At 66.1% G+C, this 17,666-nt stretch carries 13 protein-coding genes; 10 read left to right on the top strand and 3 right to left on the bottom strand.

Translation table 11 applies throughout. The features are described 5' to 3' along the window. Positions 1-17: 17 nt before the first annotated feature. From G3446_RS03135 to G3446_RS03155, 5 genes are all read left to right on the top strand, one after another. The gene (locus tag G3446_RS03135; RefSeq protein ID WP_164450950.1) at positions 18-1,160 is read left to right on the top strand and encodes an MFS transporter; all 1,143 of its coding nucleotides are present in this window, start codon (positions 18-20) and stop codon (positions 1,158-1,160) included. 197 nt (positions 1,161-1,357) lie between these two features. Beyond that, the gene (gene glgX, locus G3446_RS03140; RefSeq protein WP_164450951.1) at positions 1,358-3,448 is read left to right on the top strand and encodes a glycogen debranching protein GlgX; all 2,091 of its coding nucleotides are present in this window, start codon (positions 1,358-1,360) and stop codon (positions 3,446-3,448) included. A gap of 216 nt (positions 3,449-3,664) precedes the next feature. Continuing rightward, on the top strand, positions 3,665-4,900 hold the full coding sequence (locus G3446_RS03145) for a polysaccharide deacetylase family protein (protein ID WP_164450952.1): 1,236 nt from the start codon (positions 3,665-3,667) through the stop codon (positions 4,898-4,900). Between the two features lie 175 nt (positions 4,901-5,075). Continuing rightward, positions 5,076-6,086, top strand: coding sequence for a hypothetical protein (locus G3446_RS03150; RefSeq protein ID WP_164450953.1), 1,011 nt, complete (start codon positions 5,076-5,078; stop codon positions 6,084-6,086). 33 nt (positions 6,087-6,119) lie between these two features. Further along, the gene (locus G3446_RS03155; RefSeq protein ID WP_164450954.1) at positions 6,120-7,604 is read left to right on the top strand and encodes a glycogen synthase; all 1,485 of its coding nucleotides are present in this window, start codon (positions 6,120-6,122) and stop codon (positions 7,602-7,604) included. A 462-nt stretch (positions 7,605-8,066) separates the two neighbouring features. Here the strand turns inward: G3446_RS03155 and G3446_RS03160 are convergent, their stop codons facing one another. Further along, positions 8,067-8,492 carry a PilZ domain-containing protein gene (locus G3446_RS03160; RefSeq protein ID WP_245232272.1) on the bottom strand — a complete coding sequence of 142 codons (426 nt, stop codon included), beginning with the start codon at positions 8,490-8,492 and terminating at the stop codon, positions 8,067-8,069. A 282-nt stretch (positions 8,493-8,774) separates the two neighbouring features. Further along, entirely contained in the window at positions 8,775-9,134 is a 360-nt protein-coding gene (locus G3446_RS03165) for a hypothetical protein (RefSeq protein WP_164450955.1), read from the bottom strand. A gap of 171 nt (positions 9,135-9,305) precedes the next feature. Between G3446_RS03165 and folP the strand changes: the two genes are divergently transcribed. The 3 genes from folP (at position 9,306) to G3446_RS03180 (ending at position 13,785) form a co-directional block, all read left to right on the top strand. Beyond that, entirely contained in the window at positions 9,306-10,154 is an 849-nt protein-coding gene (folP, locus tag G3446_RS03170) for a dihydropteroate synthase (protein ID WP_164450956.1), read from the top strand. Between the two features lie 27 nt (positions 10,155-10,181). Then, the gene (mtgA, locus tag G3446_RS03175) at positions 10,182-10,907 is read left to right on the top strand and encodes a monofunctional biosynthetic peptidoglycan transglycosylase (protein WP_164450957.1); all 726 of its coding nucleotides are present in this window, start codon (positions 10,182-10,184) and stop codon (positions 10,905-10,907) included. 400 nt (positions 10,908-11,307) lie between these two features. Next, the gene (locus G3446_RS03180; protein ID WP_164450958.1) at positions 11,308-13,785 is read left to right on the top strand and encodes a penicillin-binding protein 1A; all 2,478 of its coding nucleotides are present in this window, start codon (positions 11,308-11,310) and stop codon (positions 13,783-13,785) included. A 171-nt stretch (positions 13,786-13,956) separates the two neighbouring features. On the opposite strand, the gene G3446_RS03185 is transcribed toward G3446_RS03180, so the two are convergent. Next, on the bottom strand, positions 13,957-14,814 hold the full coding sequence (locus G3446_RS03185) for a DUF6279 family lipoprotein (protein WP_164450959.1): 858 nt from the start codon (positions 14,812-14,814) through the stop codon (positions 13,957-13,959). A 196-nt stretch (positions 14,815-15,010) separates the two neighbouring features. On the opposite strand from G3446_RS03185, the gene alaC reads away from it, so the two are divergent. Then, positions 15,011-16,213 (top strand): alanine transaminase, encoded by a 1,203-nt coding sequence (gene alaC, locus G3446_RS03190; RefSeq protein ID WP_164450960.1) that lies wholly within the window; start codon positions 15,011-15,013, stop codon positions 16,211-16,213. A 113-nt stretch (positions 16,214-16,326) separates the two neighbouring features. Next, a complete protein-coding gene (locus G3446_RS03195; protein ID WP_164450961.1) occupies positions 16,327-17,643 on the top strand; it encodes a homoserine dehydrogenase in 1,317 nt (438 codons plus the stop codon). The last annotated feature ends 23 nt before the right edge of the window (positions 17,644-17,666 follow it).

A 17,666-nucleotide genomic window follows, 5' to 3' on the forward strand; every position in this document is an offset into this window, starting at 1 on the left:
GAGGGTCCGCAGACCACATGCCCTACTGGCGGCTTTCCAGCTACTACCTCTTCTACTTCGCGTCGCTGGGCGCGCTCGTCCCCTATTGGAGCCTCTATCTGCAGGGCGAGGGTCTGAGCGCGCTCGCCATCGGCCAGCTCATGGCCATCCTCTCTGGCACCAAGATCGTCGCACCCATGATCTGGGGCCATATCGTCGATCACACCGGGCAGCGCATGCGCCTGGTCCGGCTAGGTGCGCTGCTCTCGGTGCTCGGCTTCGCGACCGTGTTTCTCGCCGAGGGGTTCTGGGGCCTGGCTTTGGCGATGTTCTTGTTCAGCTTTTTCTGGAATGCCTCGCTCCCGCAGATGGAGGCCGTGACCTTCAATCATCTGGGCGCCCAGCCAAGCCGCTACGCCTTGGTTCGGGTTTGGGGCTCGATCGGCTTCATCCTGGTCGTCATCGCGCTTGGGCTGAGCCTGGAGGCGGGATCCTTGTCCATGGTGCCCGTCTGGGTGCTCATCCTCGTCTTCGGGATCTGGCTCAGTGCCCTGGTGGTTCCGGATAGCGCCCCCGAGCAGGGCGAGCATGCCGCGGTCTCTCTCAGGTCTCTATTGCGCAAGCCGAGCGTGATCGCATTCTTGGCCGCCTGCTTCTTGATGCAGCTGAGCCACGGAATCTACTACGCCTTCTATTCGATCCATCTCGAGTCGTCCGGCTATTCCAGCGTCGCGGTGGGCAATCTCTGGGCACTCGGCGTAATCGCCGAGGTCTTGATCTTCTTGGTTATGCACCGTCTGCTCGACCGCTTCGGCGCTCGGCGCGTGCTGCTGTGGAGTCTTGCGCTGGCCGTGGCGCGCTGGCTCGCGATCGGCGCCTTCGTGGAGACCCTGGCGATTCAGCTGGTCGCGCAAGTCTTGCACGCGGCGACCTTCGGCACCTTCCATGCGTCCGCCATCCACCTGGTTCACCACAGCTTTCCCGGGCGCACGCAGGGGCGCGGGCAAGCGCTCTATAACAGCGTCAGCTTCGGTGCCGGGGGTGCCGCCGGGAGTCTCATCGGCGGCGTCTTGTGGGCGGAGCAAGGCGCGCTGGTCACCTTTGGTGTCGGAGCGGCGGCAGCGGCCATTGGCTGGATCGTCGCGCTGCTGTGGATGAATGACGAGATGCGTCGCGTTTGATCCCAAGACCGATCGCGACTGGGGCAGCTGATCGCTCCAGGGGCGGGCATCGCGTCGCAAGGCCCTCATCCGACTCATGCTATGCTCTTCGCGCGCTGCGGCGTGCCGGACCCATCGCACGATGTACCGCCCATCGCACAACATCCGACACATCACACAACTGACGAGATCGGCGCGCCCGCCGAGGCGTTTTTGCTATGCCCCCATCCAAACGTACCTATCGCGTCCACCCCGGCCGCCGTTATCCGCCTGGGGCGACGGTCGAAGACGATGGGGTCAATTTCTCCGTCTACAGCCGCCACGCAGTCGGGGCCGAGCTGCTCCTCTACGAGAGCGCCGACTGCGAGGCGCCTTTCCAGATCATCCGGCTGGATGCCAAGCACAACCATACGTTCTTCTCTTGGCATGTCCTGGTCGAGGATCTGCCGCCGGGCACGCATTACACCTGGAGGATGGAAGGGCCGGACGATCCGCGCGCGCATGGCTGGCGGTTCCATCCCGAGATCGAGCTGGTCGATCCCTGGGCGCGGGCGGTGAACGTCCATAGCTGGAATCGCTGGCGGCGCCAGCGCGAGGGGGCGATGCCGCACGATTCCCCACGCGGCATCGTGCTGGCGGAGGAGTACGACTGGGAGGATGATCGGCCACTGCGCCTGCCGACGGAGCAGACCATCATCTACGAGCTCCATGTCGGCGGCTTCACGCGGCATCCGAGCTCGGGCGTGAGGCATCCCGGCACCTTCGATGGGCTGGTGGAGAAGATCCCCTATCTCAAGGAGCTGGGCATCACGCACGTCGAGCTGATGCCCATCATGGCCTTCGATGAGCAGGACGTGCCGGAGCAGGTTTGGGACGCCGGGCTGCGCAACTACTGGGGCTACAGCAGCTTCGGGTTCTTTTCGCCGCATCCCGGCTTCTGTGTGACACCAGAGCAAGGGACCCACAGGCGCGAGCTGCGGGACATGGTCAAGGCGCTCCATCGGGCCGGCATCGGCGTCATCATGGACGTGGTCTTCAACCATACCAGCGAGGGCGGCGCCGACGGTCCCGTCATGACCTTCAAGGGCTTCGGCAACGAGACCTTCTATTGTCTGGACGCCATCGACAAGGGCATCTACCTGGATTTCACCGGCTGCGGGAACACTGTCAACGCCAACCACCCACTGGTTACGCATTTCATCCTCGACGCCCTGGAGTACTGGGTCCGCGAGATGCACGTGGACGGCTTTCGCTTCGACCTGGCCAGCGCCATGGCGCGCGATGCCGACGGACGTCCCATGGCCAATCCCCCCGTGCTCTGGGAGATCGAGCTGTCGGATACCCTGGCGGCCTCCAAGATCATCGCCGAGGCTTGGGATGCGGCCGGTCTCTATCAGGTCGGCACCTTTCCCGGCTACCGCTGGATGGAATGGAACGGCCGCTACCGCGACAGCATCCGCCGTTTCGTTCGCGGGGATCCGGGGATGGCTCCCGAGGTCGCGACGCGGCTGGCAGGCAGCAGCGATCTCTACGAGGCGAACCTGCGCAAGCCGATCAACAGCGTCAATTTCGTCACCTGCCACGACGGTTTCACGCTGTGGGATCTCGTCTCCTACGACCGCAAGCACAATGTCGCGAACCGTGAGGCCAATCGCGATGGGACCAATGACAACCTGAGCTGGAATTGCGGTATCGAGGGCGAGACCAAGGATGCCACCGTGCTCGCCCTGAGACGCCGTCAGGCCAAGAATCTCATGGCGCTGCTGCTCCTCAGCCAGGGCATCCCCATGCTGCTGGCGGGGGATGAAGTGCTGCGGACTCAGAACGGCAACAACAACGCCTGGTGTCAGGACAATGCGCTGAGCTGGCTCGACTGGTCTCTGATGGAGCGCGAGCACGCCATGCTGCGCTTCGTGCGCGGTCTCATTGCCCTGCGCAAGCGCCATCCGAGCCTGCAGAGGCGCCACTTCTTCTCGGGGCAGCCCATGCCTGGCTCGGAGATGCCGGATGTGCGCTGGCATGGGACCGAGCTGGACACGCCGGACTGGGAAGATCCGGATGTGCGCTGGCTTGCCTTCACGCTGGCGCCGGTCGATCAGGACGAAGACGTCCTGCATGTGCTCATCAACATGGACGAGCGCACGCGCGTCTTCGAGCTTCCCGGCCTGGGCGCGGCGCATTGGTATCTGGCGGTCGATACGGGTCGCGCCTCGCCCATGGACGTGGTCGCGCCCGCCGATCAGATTCGCGTCGAGGCGCCGCGCCAGCTGGCGCGGGCGCGCAGCATTCTGGTGCTGGAGGCGCGCTGATTCCCCTCCTCTCGCCTGGGCTGGCGCCCCGTGTGCGACTCGGCTCGGTATCGCCGCCGCACAGGTCGCTTTGACCGCACTCTCCGCATTGTTTAATGTTGAGGCGGCGAGCGCGTGGCCCCGCCGGCCGGTGTGCGCTGCTCGGGTGGGACTTGTCGGGGGCGGGGCATTGCATCGACGGTTGGCTGCATGCCGGCGCAGTCGTTGTGAGGGGTCATGGCCGAGAGAACAGTCTTTCACGCGCTCGGGCTGCACATGCATCAGCCGCCGGGAAATCTGCGGCTGCTGATCGACGCCAAGCCTCGGGAGGCCGAGGAGATCGTCCTGTGCTATGAGCGTGCCGTGCGCTACGCCGAGCGTTACGCGGATGTGGCGCGTCTGCACGTCGGCTTCTCGGGTGTCCTGCTGGAGCAGCTCCTCGATCCGGTCGTCGTCGACCGCTATCGGCACATCGTCGACATCCCCCGGATGTTGGATCGCTATCGGGCGGCCGGCAACATCGAGCTTGTCGGCATGGGGCACTACCATCCGATCTTCCCCTTGATCCCCTGCGATGATTGGCTCGAGCAGCTCGAGCGCGGCCGCGGCATCATGGAGCGGGTGTTCGCCCGCGTCCCACGCGGCTTCTGGCCTCCCGAGACTGCCTTCACCATCGAGATGATTCCGGCGCTCATCCAGGCCGGCTATGAGTATGTCGTGGTGGATGGCGCGCGGGTGATGCCGGAGGACGGCGTTAGTGACGGCCTGAGACCCTACAGCGCCTGTTACGATGGGCTCTGCATGACGGTGATCCCGCAGGATCGGGATCTGTCCCGTGCCCAAGCAGGCGGGCTCGATCCGCAATGGCTCGAGGATGAGCTGCAATGGCGCGCCTCGGTGTCGCCGAGACCTGATGCCGAGCGCCTCTTCACGAGCTGGTCCGACGGAGAGAACGGCGGCTGGCTGAGGCAGACGACCGAGCCCGCGGGCTTCTTCGGGCGTTTCTTCGCGCCCTACATGGAGCTTTGCCGCACTGGACACTGCCGTGTCAGTCCCGTCTTCATCGGCGACTATCTCGAGCGGGTCAAGCCGCTATCGCGCGCGACCATTCAGACCGGCGCCTGGAATGCGGGCCGCGCCTCGGATAGCGATCTCCTCAATTGGGCCGGCAGCTCCGCTCAGCGTGAGGCCATGGCGCAGATACGGCGGCTGAGCCGCTACTACTGGAGCCTCTGCCGGTGTCGGCCCGATGGCTACGAGGTCGCCGGCGACGCCATGGTGCGCGCGCGCCAGCTGATCCTGGAGGCGGAGACGAGCTGCTTCCTGTGCTGGGGGGATGCCTGGATTCCACACCTCTATGCCCGTACGATCCCGGCCGAGGCAGCCCTGGATGACGTGGCGCGCGCGCTGCGCCAGGCCGGCGTGGCGCTCGACTCTGGCAGTGGCGCGGCTGGACAGGGCTGCGCTGTTTGAGGGCGGCGACCGAGATCGCGTCCGCGAGCGGCCAAGCTCCGGCGCGGAGCCCTGACAGACCTGTCCATGTGGGCGTTGCGCCCAAGCGGGAGAACCAACTATCGAACCTGACGACGCCAAGACAACGGATTCTGGCCTCGAGTCCAACAAGAATAACGTCAAGGGTGTATCCGCCTTGGATCCGGCGACGAGCAGCGAAGCAGGCGCGGCTCGCGCGACGCCGGATCTCATTGCACCAAGCTTATCGCTTCTCCCCGAGTTTCCGCTCGAGCGCGACGCGACGAGCCTGGCTCTCTATCCGGGGACCGCGCAGGAGCTGCGTGCGCGCTGGACTCTGAGACCCGACGACTTCATCAGCTATGGTGCTGGCTTCCCGATCGATGCCGGGCGTCCGGAGGCCGTCCTGCGTCTGCGCCGGCTCTCTGCCGAGGGCGGATCCGAGACGGCTCAGGAGATTCGCCTTCGGCTTCAGGGCATTGGTGGGGAAGGGGATGCCGGATTTCGGGTCGAGGGCGACTACAGCGCCTTCGAAGCCGAGCTTGGCCTCTCCAGCGAGGCCGGGGGATGGCTGCTGCTCGCGCGCTCCAATCGGCTTCAGCAGGCAACGGGTATCGGGCTCGAGGCGCTCGATGCATTGCAGCGGCCGATGCCGCCCGCAGCCTCGCGGCCCAGTCCGGTGTCGGTCGAGCCGGGCGAAAGGGCTGCGACTTCTGGCGGGGCGCCGGACGTCGGTCAAAGGTGGCAGGTCCAATCCGGTCTCTTGCCGTCGCATGGCACAAGCGACGCGCACCCAGGGCCCGGGGCGGCCCTGGGGCTGGGCTCCTCGGACAGCGCCACCCTCGGCTCCCAGATGACCGGAGAGGAGGCTGGGGGCATCCCGGCGCTATCGGTGCAAATGCAGCCGGGGGGGGAAGGCGGCGGGAATGCGACGCTCGCCCCAATCGAGCGCCCCAGGCTCATGTATGGTGAGCCGTGCCCGACCGGTGCCGGTCTCGTCGTCGAGGCCGAGCTGCGTATCCGCGGCTGGGCGCCTCCCAACAGCGAGATCGATCTCTTCGGACACCCTTATCGTGTTGGGCCGGGCGGTGGTTTTCAGCTGGTGCTCAAGGTGGACGATGCCGAGCTGCTCAAGCGGGCGCTGGACTTGCACCTGCCGCCCGAGATCGGCAGTCGGCGCGAGCACTGAGTGGCGCATTCGTGGACGAAGGGGAGCTGGCGTATGCAGATCGCCATGGTGAGCGCCGAGTGCGCGCCCATCGCAAAGGCAGGCGGACTTGGAGATTTCGTTCAGGGATTGGCGCATGAGCTGATCAAGTCGGGGGAGGCCGTGGAGGTCTGGCTCCCCGCTTACGACGTGCTGCGGCGCGAGCTCATTTCTGGATTGGACGAGATGGGGCCTAGGCTACAGGTCCACTTCGGTGGACAGCAGATCGAATGCCGACTGCTTCGCGGGAATGTCGAGGGGATCCCCGTGCTGCTCTTCGACCCGCTCTCCGGTCACCGCTTTTTCGGTCGGTCCTGTATCTACGGGGAAGCGGATGACGCAGAGCGCTTCGCCTTCTTTTGCAGCGCCGTGCTCGCGCATTTCGCCCAATTGGAGCGCCCGCCGGACGTTTTGCATTGCAACGACTGGCAGACCGGGCTGCTGCCCGTGCTGCTCGCCGAGCATCAGGGTGAGGAGGCCCAGGCGCGTACCTGCTATACGCTGCACAATGTCGGCTATCAGGGAAAGGTTCAGCCGTCGCTCCTGGAGCAGGTCGGCTTGGATGCCGCGGCCCTCATGACACCTGGGCGCTTGGCGGACCCGCATGAGCCAGGGGTCGCCAACCTCATGCAGGGTGGGATCCGTTACGCCGGATTCGTCAACACGGTCTCGCCACGCTATGCCTGGGAAGTGCAGAGCACCGAGCAGGGCATGGGCTTGCAGTCCCTCTTCCAGGAGAACCGCCACAAGTTCGGCGGCATTCTCAATGGCATCGACGAGAGTGTCTGGGGTCCCGAGGTCGATGCCCACATCCCAGTGAATTTCGGTCCGGGCTCACTGCCGAAGAAGGCGGTGAATCGTCGCGAGCTGCGCCTGCGTCTGGGCTTGCAGGAGACGGAGAAGCCGATCTTCGCCGTGGTCAGCCGGCTCGACCGGCAAAAGGGTATCGACCTCATCCAGCACGCTGTCCGCTATGCGCTCGCCGAGGGCGGTCAAATGGTCCTGCTCGGCTCGTCGCTCGACCCGGCGATCACGCGCGCCTTCGAGTCGCTCAAGGCGGAGCTGGGCTCCGGGCCGGACTGCCACCTCGAGCTGGGCTATGACGAGGCGCTGGCGCACCTCATCTACGCCGGAGCGGATATGATCCTGATCCCGAGCCTGTACGAGCCTTGCGGTCTGACACAGCTCATTGCGATGAAGTATGGCACTGTCCCCATCGTCCGCCGTGTCGGAGGGCTCGCCGATACGGTCTTCGATGCGCACTACTCGGACAAATCCTTCGAGGCGCGCAACGGCTATGTCTTCGATGATGCCACGGAGGATGCTTTGGAAGGCGCCATGAGCCGAGCCATCGCACTCTGGCGTCGGTTCCCGCAGTATTTCCGTCAGCTGCGGGCCAACGGCATGCGCGGCGACTACTCATGGCGCAAGCCGGCCCAAGACTACCTCAAGATCTACAAGAAGCTGTGCGCGCTCTCCGTGCGCGCGGGCACCGGGTGAGCTTGGACGGGAGTCCGCGATGGCGGGGCTAGGTCAGGGCGGCGGCTACGCCTGGCCATCGTCCCCAAGGACTGTGGTCGACCCCGAGGATAGCCTGTGCGGCGATCCGCTGAGGCGATTTCCAGGGAAGCTTATTCCAGAGAGGAGCTCGAGGCGCCGGCTTCATCGCTCGGCCGAGCGACGTCGGGTCGGGTCAGCCGCTCAATCCGTGGGAGCGGCGCCCCGCCGCGGCGCTCCCACGCAATGCCTGACCGATGGTGCGTGATCGGATCGCCTTTGGTAAGAAGACTCTCGGAAATCGCCTAAGGCGATCGCCGGAAATTCTCATACCAGGTGGCGCCGGATTGAGGTCCGCCTTCAAGGAGGGCCGGCAGGCGCATCGCCGAGCGATGTGACTGTCGGCGCGACACGGAAGGCGGGCGTCAAGAAAAGCCAGATGCTATGCGAACTGACAGAAATCGCCTAAGTGGCTCTCAGGCCGCTATCCGAGTCGTGCCTGTCAATTCGTGACGGATGCGGCGCCCCTTGCTCACAGGTCATGAGGGTGCGAATGCTTGTCAGCGCAAGTGCGCCGACGTCCGAGAACTCGATTCCGAGGCACCATTGGTCGTCCTCGCTGGTCGGAGAGATCCAGGCCACCGAGCCGACGGCTTGAATCCCTTCCGGCAGCTCGGGTGATTCCATCTCGACCAGGAGCCGGGAGCGCAGTGCGAAGAGCCGGTCGCTGCAGACTCGCAGCCCGCCCTCGCCGATGTCGCGCCCCGTCACGTCATGCATGCCGAGCCTGGGCGTTCTTGGCTCCAAGCTCAGCGGAAGCAGCCTGGCGTGGCACTCCCAGGCGACTCGGTCGCAACTGCGCCTCTCGTCAGCGATTTTCTCAGACGTCATCGATCGATTCCCTCCTGTCTCTTGCTATGACTTGGGGCTTGGGGCTTGGGACCGTTCCGGCGCGCAGGGCGCTGCGCCGGTGCGCGCTCTTCGGAGTCGATCCAGTTGCTGGAGCAATCTGCTCGGCGAATCTATGCTGCTCGGCGAATCCGTCAAGTATAGGCCGATTCATTCGATTGGCTGCAAACGGATGCCGTATCCCGGGCGACTCGCCGGCCTGGGGGCCGGAAACATGCGACCCAGCCGTCGCTGTAGCCGAGAGGCCGGCCGAGGTTGACCCGCCTAGTCTCTGTGCATCATGCAGTTCGGGGCCAAGCGAACGCGCTCCGTCTGGCCGGAACGGATGTTGACGACCCCGCCACAGTCGTTCAGGCCGATGGAGTAGCCGAGGAGGTACTCGCCTGAATCCAGTCTCACGCGATGGCTTTGTCCCATGCCGAGGCGGTAGAGAGGCTTGCCGTCGAGTGTGACGCGCAGGGTACCGAAGATGCCGACCGGAGACTGGTCGCGGTAAATGATCAGGGTGCCGGCCTCCGAGGGCTTGGCGGGCGGCGGCAGGCTGCCGACCGGGCCACCTGAGAAGGCGCAGCCGGCGAGCAGGATGGGGGGCAGCAGGGGTAATGCTGGGCGGTGCGTGGCCATTGAGACGTCTCCAGTGCGTGTTCATCTGGTCGGGCGGTCCGATGCCCGGGGCGGGGCCTGCGGCGCATCGCGCAGCCGGTCGCTGAGGCGGGCCGGATTCGCTATTCTGCGAAGATCATGCGCGCCCTCGGCGGCGACAGTCAAAACATCCAAGGGTAAGGCGAGGCAATGATGGGCGAGGCGTCCCAGGGATCGAGCGATGGTCCCCAGATCAATGGTCCTCAAGTCATGGGGATCCTGAACCTGACCCCGGACAGCTTTTCGGACGGCGGTCTCTACACGGACCCGGAGCAGGCGGTCCGCCATGCGCTGGCGATGCTCGCCGAGGGCGCGGATATTCTGGACATCGGGGGCGAGTCCACGCGGCCGGGCTCCAAGTCGGTCTCGCCGCAAGAGCAGGAGCTGCGGGTGCTCCCTGTGATCCGCCGGCTGCGGGAGCGGATTCCGGTCTCCACGCCGATCAGCATCGACACGACCTCCGCGCGGGTCGCGCGGGCCGCGCTGGACGCGGGCGCGAGCTGGATCAACGACACCTCCGCCGGGCTCGACGACGGGGAGATGCTGCCCTTGGCCGCCGAGCGTGGCGCTCCTATCGTGCTCATGCATCGCCTGGGTGTGCCGGCGACGATGCAGGAGGCCCCCAGCTATGACGACGTTGTCGCCGAGGTCTGCGATCATCTGACCGAGCGGGCCCAGGCCGCGCTTGCCGCAGGTATTGCGGCCGATCGCATCCTGCTCGACCCAGGTATCGGCTTCGGCAAGCTGGCCGCTCACAATCTGGCGCTCCTGGGGGCTCTGGACCGCATTGTCGCCATTGGCTTCCAAGTGCTGCTCGGCACTAGCAGGAAGCGCTTCATGGGGGCCATCTGCGGGGGCGTCGAGCCAGCCGCGCTCATGCCGGCGACCTGCGCGACGACCACCCTGGGGGTCATGAGCGGCGTGCGGGTGTTTCGGGTCCATGATGTGGCGGGAAATCGGCAGGCCGCCGATATCGCCTGGGCGGTCAGAAATGCCCGCTAGATATCTGGTGCGTGGCGGTCGCGGGCGATGAGTGCGCGGCGCAAAAGGGCGGGGCCGCTGCGCTGGGTCGCCCGGCTAATGCTCGTCTTCCTGCTGTTGTCCGTCGGACTGGTGGCCTTGTTTCGCTGGGTCGACCCACAGCTGTCGGCCGTCATGATCCAGCACTGGGTCGCCGCCCATCTCGAGGACAAGGGGCGGCCTTACATCTATCACGAGTGGGTAGACTGGGAGCGCATTCCGGGCTCGCTCGCCCTTGCCGTGCTGGCCGCCGAGGACCAACGCTTTCCGAGCCATCGCGGCTTCGACTTCGTCGAGCTGCGCAAGGCGGTCGAGACCTACCAGGAGGGCGGGGGCCTGCGGGGCGCGAGCACCATCAGTCAGCAAACCGCGAAGAATCTCTTCCTCTGGTCGGGGCGCGACTTCCTGCGCAAGGGGCTCGAGGCCTGGCTCACGCTGCTTATGGAGGCGCTGTGGCCGAAGGAGCGGATCCTCGAGGTCTACCTCAATGTCGCTCAGTTCGGCCCCGACACCTATGGAGTCGGGGCCGCGAGCTGGCGTTTCTTCCAGCGCCCTGTCGAAGCCATCGAGCCCGGGCAGGCCGCGCTCATGGCTGCCGTGCTGCCGAACCCCAAGATCTATCGGTTAGCGCAGCCGTCTGCCAAGGTGCATCGCAGGGCGGCCCGAATTGCAGCCCAGATGCGGAATCTCGGCGGCGTCCGCTACCTCGAAAAGCTCTCGCAGCAGCAGTCCTGAGCGGGCTGTCCCCGCGCGGCCTCTCGCTCTTGCAGCGCGGTGCGCGCCACGCCTGGGCGGAAGGAGCTTGCCGCGCAGGCGGCTCCAGGTTGGCGGCGCGCCGACTTTCGGAGGGTGTTTCCCGGCGTCTCCTCGCAGTGGCCTTGGTGTACAATCGCGGCGCATCCAAAATGATGAATAGCCCTAGTTTTTTTGGGCCCGGTCGCCCCGAAGGCGGTTGCGGGCGGAGTGGACTTTGGACAAAGAACCGACGCAACCTAGGCGCCCAGCGCCCCCGGCCGCTGGGTCCAGCAAGCCCGGATCCAAGCCAGTAGCAGGCGCTGCCCGCCCGTCCAAGCCGCGCGCCAAGGCCGCGAGCACGGGCAAGCCGAGCCCGCGCAAGGCGCCCAAGTCGACCGCCATGCCGAAGCGACGCCGCCCGCGCCGCGCCTCTCGGGCGCCGCGCTCTCCGCTCGGCTGGCTCCTGCACCTTCTGGGCAGCGGGCTGGGCGTGCCCTTGCAGCTCGCCGCCCTAGGGCTGCTCGGTGCCGCGGTCTTCGTGCATGTCACCCTCCCGGATCTGCCGGACGTGCGCTCGCTGCGCGATGTGCAGTTCAAGGAGCCGCTGCGCGTCTTCAGCGCCGACGGTCGGCTCATGGACCAATTCGGCATCCAGCGCCGCCGCCCGGTATCGATCGTGGACATCCCGCCGCTCGTCATCCAGGCCTTCCTGGCGACCGAGGACAGCCGCTTCTACGAGCATGGCGGTATCGACGCCGTCGGCATGGCGCGCGCGCTCGTCAGCTACATCGCAACCGGTCAGAAGGCGCAAGGCGGCAGCACCATCTCCATGCAGGTGACCCGCAACTTCTTCCTCTCCCCCGAGAAGACCTTCCAGCGCAAGCTCACGGAAGTCCTGCTGACCATGCATGTGGAGCAGACGCTGAGCAAGGACGAGATCCTCGAGCTCTATCTGAACCAGATCTTCTTCGGTCACCGCGCCTATGGGATCTCGGCGGCGGCGGCGCTCTACTACGACAAGCGCCTCGATCAGCTCACGGTTGCCGAGGCGGCCATGCTGGCAGGTATCCCCAAGGCGCCCTCGACCAACAACCCGGTCACCAATCCGCGCCGGGCACTTGCGCGGCGCGACTACATCCTGGGCCGGATGCTCGAGCTTGGCTTCATCGACGGCCTCGAGCACGAGATCGCCCGCAGCACGCCGGACATGGCGAGTCTGCACAGGCGCGAGCGCGAGCTGGATGCCGGCTATGCCGCGGAGATGGCGCGCGCCGAGATCGTGCGCTTCTTCGGCGAGGACGCGATCAGCCGCGGCTATCGCGTGACCACGACCATCGACTCCCGGCTCCAGACCGAGGCGCAGGAGGCCGTGCGCAAGTCGCTGAGGCTCTACGACCGGCGTCATGGCTATCGCGGACCAGAGGCAAGGGTCGACCTCGAGGAGATGACCGAGGAAGACATGGACGACTATCTGAGCGACGTCACGCGCGTTCCCGAGCTGGAGCCCGGGCTGGTTACCAGGGTCGGGAAATCCTCCATCGACATCTACATGGGCCAGGGTGAGCAGGTGACCCTGCGCGGGAGCAAGTTCTCCTGGGCGCGCAGCCGGCGCAATCTCGCGCGCTGGCGCGGTCCGCGGCGCAAGTCGTCGCAGGCGGTCGCCGTGGGCGACCTGGTACGTCTCAAGCGCCTCGACAAGGGCGGCTGGATCCTGTCTCAGATCCCGGCCGTCTCTGGCACTCTGGTCTCGCTGGATCCCCACGACGGTGCCGTGCGCGCCCTGGTGGGCGGCTATTCCTTCTCGACATCGAAGTTCAACCGGGCGGTCGACATGCGCCGCCAGCCCGGATCCAGCTTCAAGCCGTTCGTCTACGCGGCGGCGCTGAACGAGGGCTGGACGCCGGCCAGCCTGCTGCGCGACGAGGCGGTCAAGCTCAAGACGAAGGAGCGCTGGAATCCCAAGAACGCGGACCACAAGGAGCTCGGGCCCATCCGCATGCGCAAGGCGCTGGCGCTGTCGCGCAATCTCGCCAGCATCAATCTGCTGCAAAGTGTCGGCCTGGAAGATGCGCAGTCCTACATCAGCCGGTTCGGCTTCGACTTGGAGGCCATGCCCTTGGGGCTGTCGATGGCCTTGGGGACCGGTGAGCTATCCCCGGTGAAGCTCGCCGAGGGCTACGCCGTCTTCGCCAATGGCGGCTACCACGTCATCCCCTATTTCATCGAGCGGATCGAAGACGGCGATGGCAGCGTGGTCTTCGAGGCGAATCCGACGCGCTCCTGCGCCGATTGCTGGTACAAGTCCGGCGAAGCGGCTGCGATCTCCGCCGGCACCCGGCGCGGCGTGCGGGCCGAGCAGGCGATCGATCCGCGCACGGCCTATCAGATCACCTCGCTGCTGCGCGAGGTCATCGAGCATGGCACGGGGCGCCGCGCGCGCAAGCTCGCGCGTCCCGACATCGTGGGCAAGACGGGCACGACGAACGACGTGCGCGACTCCTGGTTCGCCGGCTACCAAGCCAACTTCGTCACCATTGCCTGGATGGGCTTCGACGACTTCGGCAAGCTCGGTCGCGGCGAAGAGGGCGGCAGGGCCGCGCTCGGCATGTGGGTGGATTTCATGGAAGACGCGCTCGAGGGCCAGCCGGTCGCCGAGCTGGAGCCGCCCGAGGGGCTGATTCAGGTGCGCGTCGACCCCAATCGGGGGGTCGAGACCAGGTCCAAGAGCGGCATCCTCGAGCTGATCCAAGAGGAATATCGCGACAACATCCTCGGCCCCGAGCCGATCAAGGTCGCCGCGCCGCGCAGGTCCACGAGCCGCAAGCGCTCGCGCACGGTCCAGCGCTCGGCACCGCGTGTGATGGACGATCTCTTCTAGCCTAGAAAGAGCCGCCAGCAGCTAGCTCGAATCCCCGTCATGGATCACAGTGACTGGGGCTCCTGGGGGCTTGCCCCCCAGGTCAGCGGGTGTCGGCCTAGAGGCCGACACTCCCAGCGCTGGCGCCGCCGGGATTGATCCTGTGCTCGCCACTCTGGGTGATGAGAACGGCTAGCGCTGACACGGCAACGGCGCCAGGCGCGGCCGCTTCTGCAGCCTGAGGAGATCGTCGCGCAGCTGCTCCAGCCGTTTCTCCAGGCGGGCCTGCTGTGCGGCGTCGAGGCTGGCGTCGAGACGAATGAAGAGCTCGCTGACCCTTGCCTCGATCTCATCGCCCGCGCGCCTCAGGCGCGGGGGCAGGTCGCTGAAGTCGACCAGCCAGGAGGTCATGAAGGCGGCGATCTCGCGCTCGCCCGCGCCGCGCTTCAGCCGTTCGATCAGCTGCCGCCGCTTGCGGGTCCGGTAGTCGACCACGGCGGCCTCGGACTCCGGCATGCGTCCGGTGACGTGTCGCACGATGTGGGCTTGTCCCGGGCGCAGCGGGCCGGTCCAGTCCTCGATCGCTTCAATATAGCGGCGCGCCCGCTTCTCCTTCTCCCAGGCGGTGTCGCGTTTGGCGAGATCGGCCTCGTCCTCCTCGGCCTCCTCGCGGAAGCGCCGCTCGAGCGCCCTCAGCTGAGCTGGGGTCAGGTCCGCCAGGAGTGGCGCAGCCAGCGCGACCGCCAGCCGGGCGTGGCGTTTGTAGAGCGCGAGGAAGGCACTGGTCAGACAGGCCATGTTGACCGCGTCGAATCCGGCACGGCTGGCGCCGAGCGTCTGATCGAAGAAGGCTGCCAGGTGCGGCAGCTCCTGCGAGCGGTGTCGCGCCAGCTCCTGCTCGAGCCGCGGCTCCCAGCGCCTGACCTGATCGCTCGCGAGATCGAGATAGTCGATCGCGTATTGCTTGGCGAAGAAGTCGGCGGTGTTGTAGGCGATGCTGACTCTGCTGCAGCCGCCGATCGCCAGGACGCAGGCCGCCATGATGAGCATGAACCGCAGGGGCGCGAAGCGTGATGGCTGGGGGAGGGGGCGGGGCGCTCTGCGCAGCCTGGACATCTCGGGTCGCCCGCCGAGGCCGCTCGGACGGATCTCGCGAATTCTTAAGAGCCGAACAGGGTTATTTGAATCTGGTCGGTCCGAATGTAGACTTAGATCTTTTAGCCAACTCATCACCGAGAGGTCCTCCGTGGTTGCCCCCGAGTCCGAATTCAGCCGCATCAAGCGGCTTCCGCCCTATGTCTTCAACATCGTCAACGAGTTGAAGGCGGAGGCGCGAGCGCGGGGCGAGGACATCATCGATTTTGGCATGGGCAATCCGGACCAGCCCACGCCCCAGCACATCGTCGATAAGCTGACCGAGGCGGCCAACCGCCGCGATACGCATCGCTACTCGGTCTCGCGCGGCATCCCGCGTCTGCGCCGCGCCATTTGTCACTGGTACAGAGACCGCTTCGACGTCCATTTGGATCCCGATTCCGAGGCCATCGTCAGCATCGGGTCCAAAGAGGGCCTCGCACACCTGGCGCTTGCCACCATGGGCGCCGGCGACACGGTTCTGGTTCCGAATCCGGCCTATCCCATCCATCCCTACGGCTTCATCATCGCCGGCGCCGACGTGCGTCACGTGCGCCTGACGCCCGACGTCGACTTCTTCGAAGAGCTGAAGAAGGCCATCCAGGAGTCCTGGCCCAAGCCCAAGATGCTGGTGCTGAACTTCCCCGGCAACCCGACCACGCAGTGCGTGGAGCTGGACTTCTTCCAGAAGGTCGTCGACATCGCCAGCGAGGCGGGCATCTGGGTCGTCCATGATATCGCCTACGCGGACATCGTCTTCGACGGCTACAAGGCGCCCTCGATCCTGCAGATTCCCGGGGCCAAGGACATCGCCGTGGAGTTCTTCTCCATGTCCAAGAGCTATAACATGCCCGGCTGGCGCGTTGGCTTCATGTGCGGCAACAAGACATTGGTCTCCGCGCTGGCGCGGATCAAGTCTTATCTGGACTACGGAACCTTCACGCCGATTCAGGTCGCCGCCATCGCTGCGCTCGAGGGACCGCAGAGCTGTGTGCGCGAGATCTGCGACATGTACGAGAGCCGCCGAGACGTGCTCTGCAGCGGTTTGAGCGCGGCCGGCTGGGCGGTCGAGCCGCCCAAGGCGACCATGTTCGTTTGGGCGCCCATACCCGAGCCCTACCGCGAGATGGGGTCGCTCGAGTTCTCCAAGAAGCTGCTGCGCGAGGCCAAGGTGGCCGTCTCCCCAGGCATCGGCTTCGGCGAGTATGGCGACGACCACGTCCGCTTCGGACTCATCGAGAACGAGCACCGCACGCGCCAGGCGATTCGCGGCATCAAGGAGATGTTCCGCAAGGATTCCCGCGTCGGGGCCTGATCCTATTCGCGCCTCGGAACATCCGGGGTGCTCAGCGCGCTTTATAGAATCTTCGGGCGCTGCGACCGCCAACCCCCTGCGGCGCGCGCCCCTATTGAACCGAGGTGAGATGTATGGAACCGGTCAAGGTCGGATTGTTGGGTCTGGGAACCGTAGGCGGCGGCACGGTGAGCGTGCTGACACGCAATGCCGCCGAGATCGCCCGCCGCGCCGGCCGTGGCATCGAGATCGCGCACGCCGCGGCGCGTGAGTACAAGCCGGAGGCGATCGACGGCATCGGGCAGATCGGCCAGATCGGTGACGACGCCTTCGCTGTGGTCGAGGATCCGGAGATTCAGATCGTCATCGAGCTGATCGGCGGCTACTCACCCGCGCGCGAGCTGGTGCTCAAGGCGATCGAGAACGGCAAGCACGTCGTGACGGCCAACAAGGCCCTCATCGCCAAGCACGGCAACGAGATCTTCGCCGCAGCCCAGAAGCATGGCGTCACGGTCGGGTTCGAGGCCGCTGTCGCCGGCGGCATCCCCATCATCAAGGCCCTGCGAGAGGGGCTGGCGGCCAACCATATCGAATGGATCGCCGGCATCATCAACGGCACCGGCAACTTCATCCTGACCGAGATGCGCGACAAGGGCCGCGATTTCGCCGATGTCTTGGCGGAGGCCCAGGCGCTCGGCTATGCCGAGGCCGATCCGACCTTCGACGTCGAGGGCATCGATGCCGCGCACAAGCTCACCATCCTCGGCTCGCTCGCCTTCGGCATCCCGCTGCAGTTCGACCGCTGCTTCACCGAGGGCATCTCCAAGATCGACGCCCAAGACGTCGCCTATGCCACCGAGCTCGGCTATCGCATCAAGCATCTCGGCATCGCGCGGCGCTCCGCCGGCGGCATCGAGCTGCGGGTCCATCCCACGCTCATCCCGGAGCGTCGCCTCATCGCCAACGTCGATGGCGTCATGAACGCCGTGCTGGTGAAGGGTGATGCCGTCGGGCCGACGCTCTACTATGGCGCCGGGGCCGGCTCGCTGCCGACCGCATCCGCCGTGGTCGCCGACCTGGTCGATGTGGTGCGCGCGCTGACCACGGATCCTACCAACCGCGTGCCACACCTCGCCTTTCAGCCCGACGAGCTTGCGGATACCCCGGTGCTGCCGATCGAGGAGGTCGAGACGGCCTACTACCTGAGGTTGTCGGCGCTGGACAAGCCGGGTGTCATGGCGCGAATCGCGAGCATCCTGGGTGACCAAGGGATCAGCATCGAGGCCATCAAGCAGAAGGAGCCGGCGGAAGGCGAGTCCCACGTCCCGCTCGTGATGCTGACGCACCGGGTCGTCGAGGGCCAGATGAATCAGGCCATCGCCCAGATCGAGGCATTGGACTCGGTCACCGAGCCTGTCGTGAGGATTCGCATGGAGACGCTGTCGGGCTGAGGGGACTCATCGGCCCATCGGTC

The organism is Thiorhodococcus minor (assembly GCF_010820565.1).
In the GTDB taxonomy this organism is placed as follows: domain Bacteria; phylum Pseudomonadota; class Gammaproteobacteria; order Chromatiales; family Chromatiaceae; genus Thiorhodococcus; species Thiorhodococcus minor.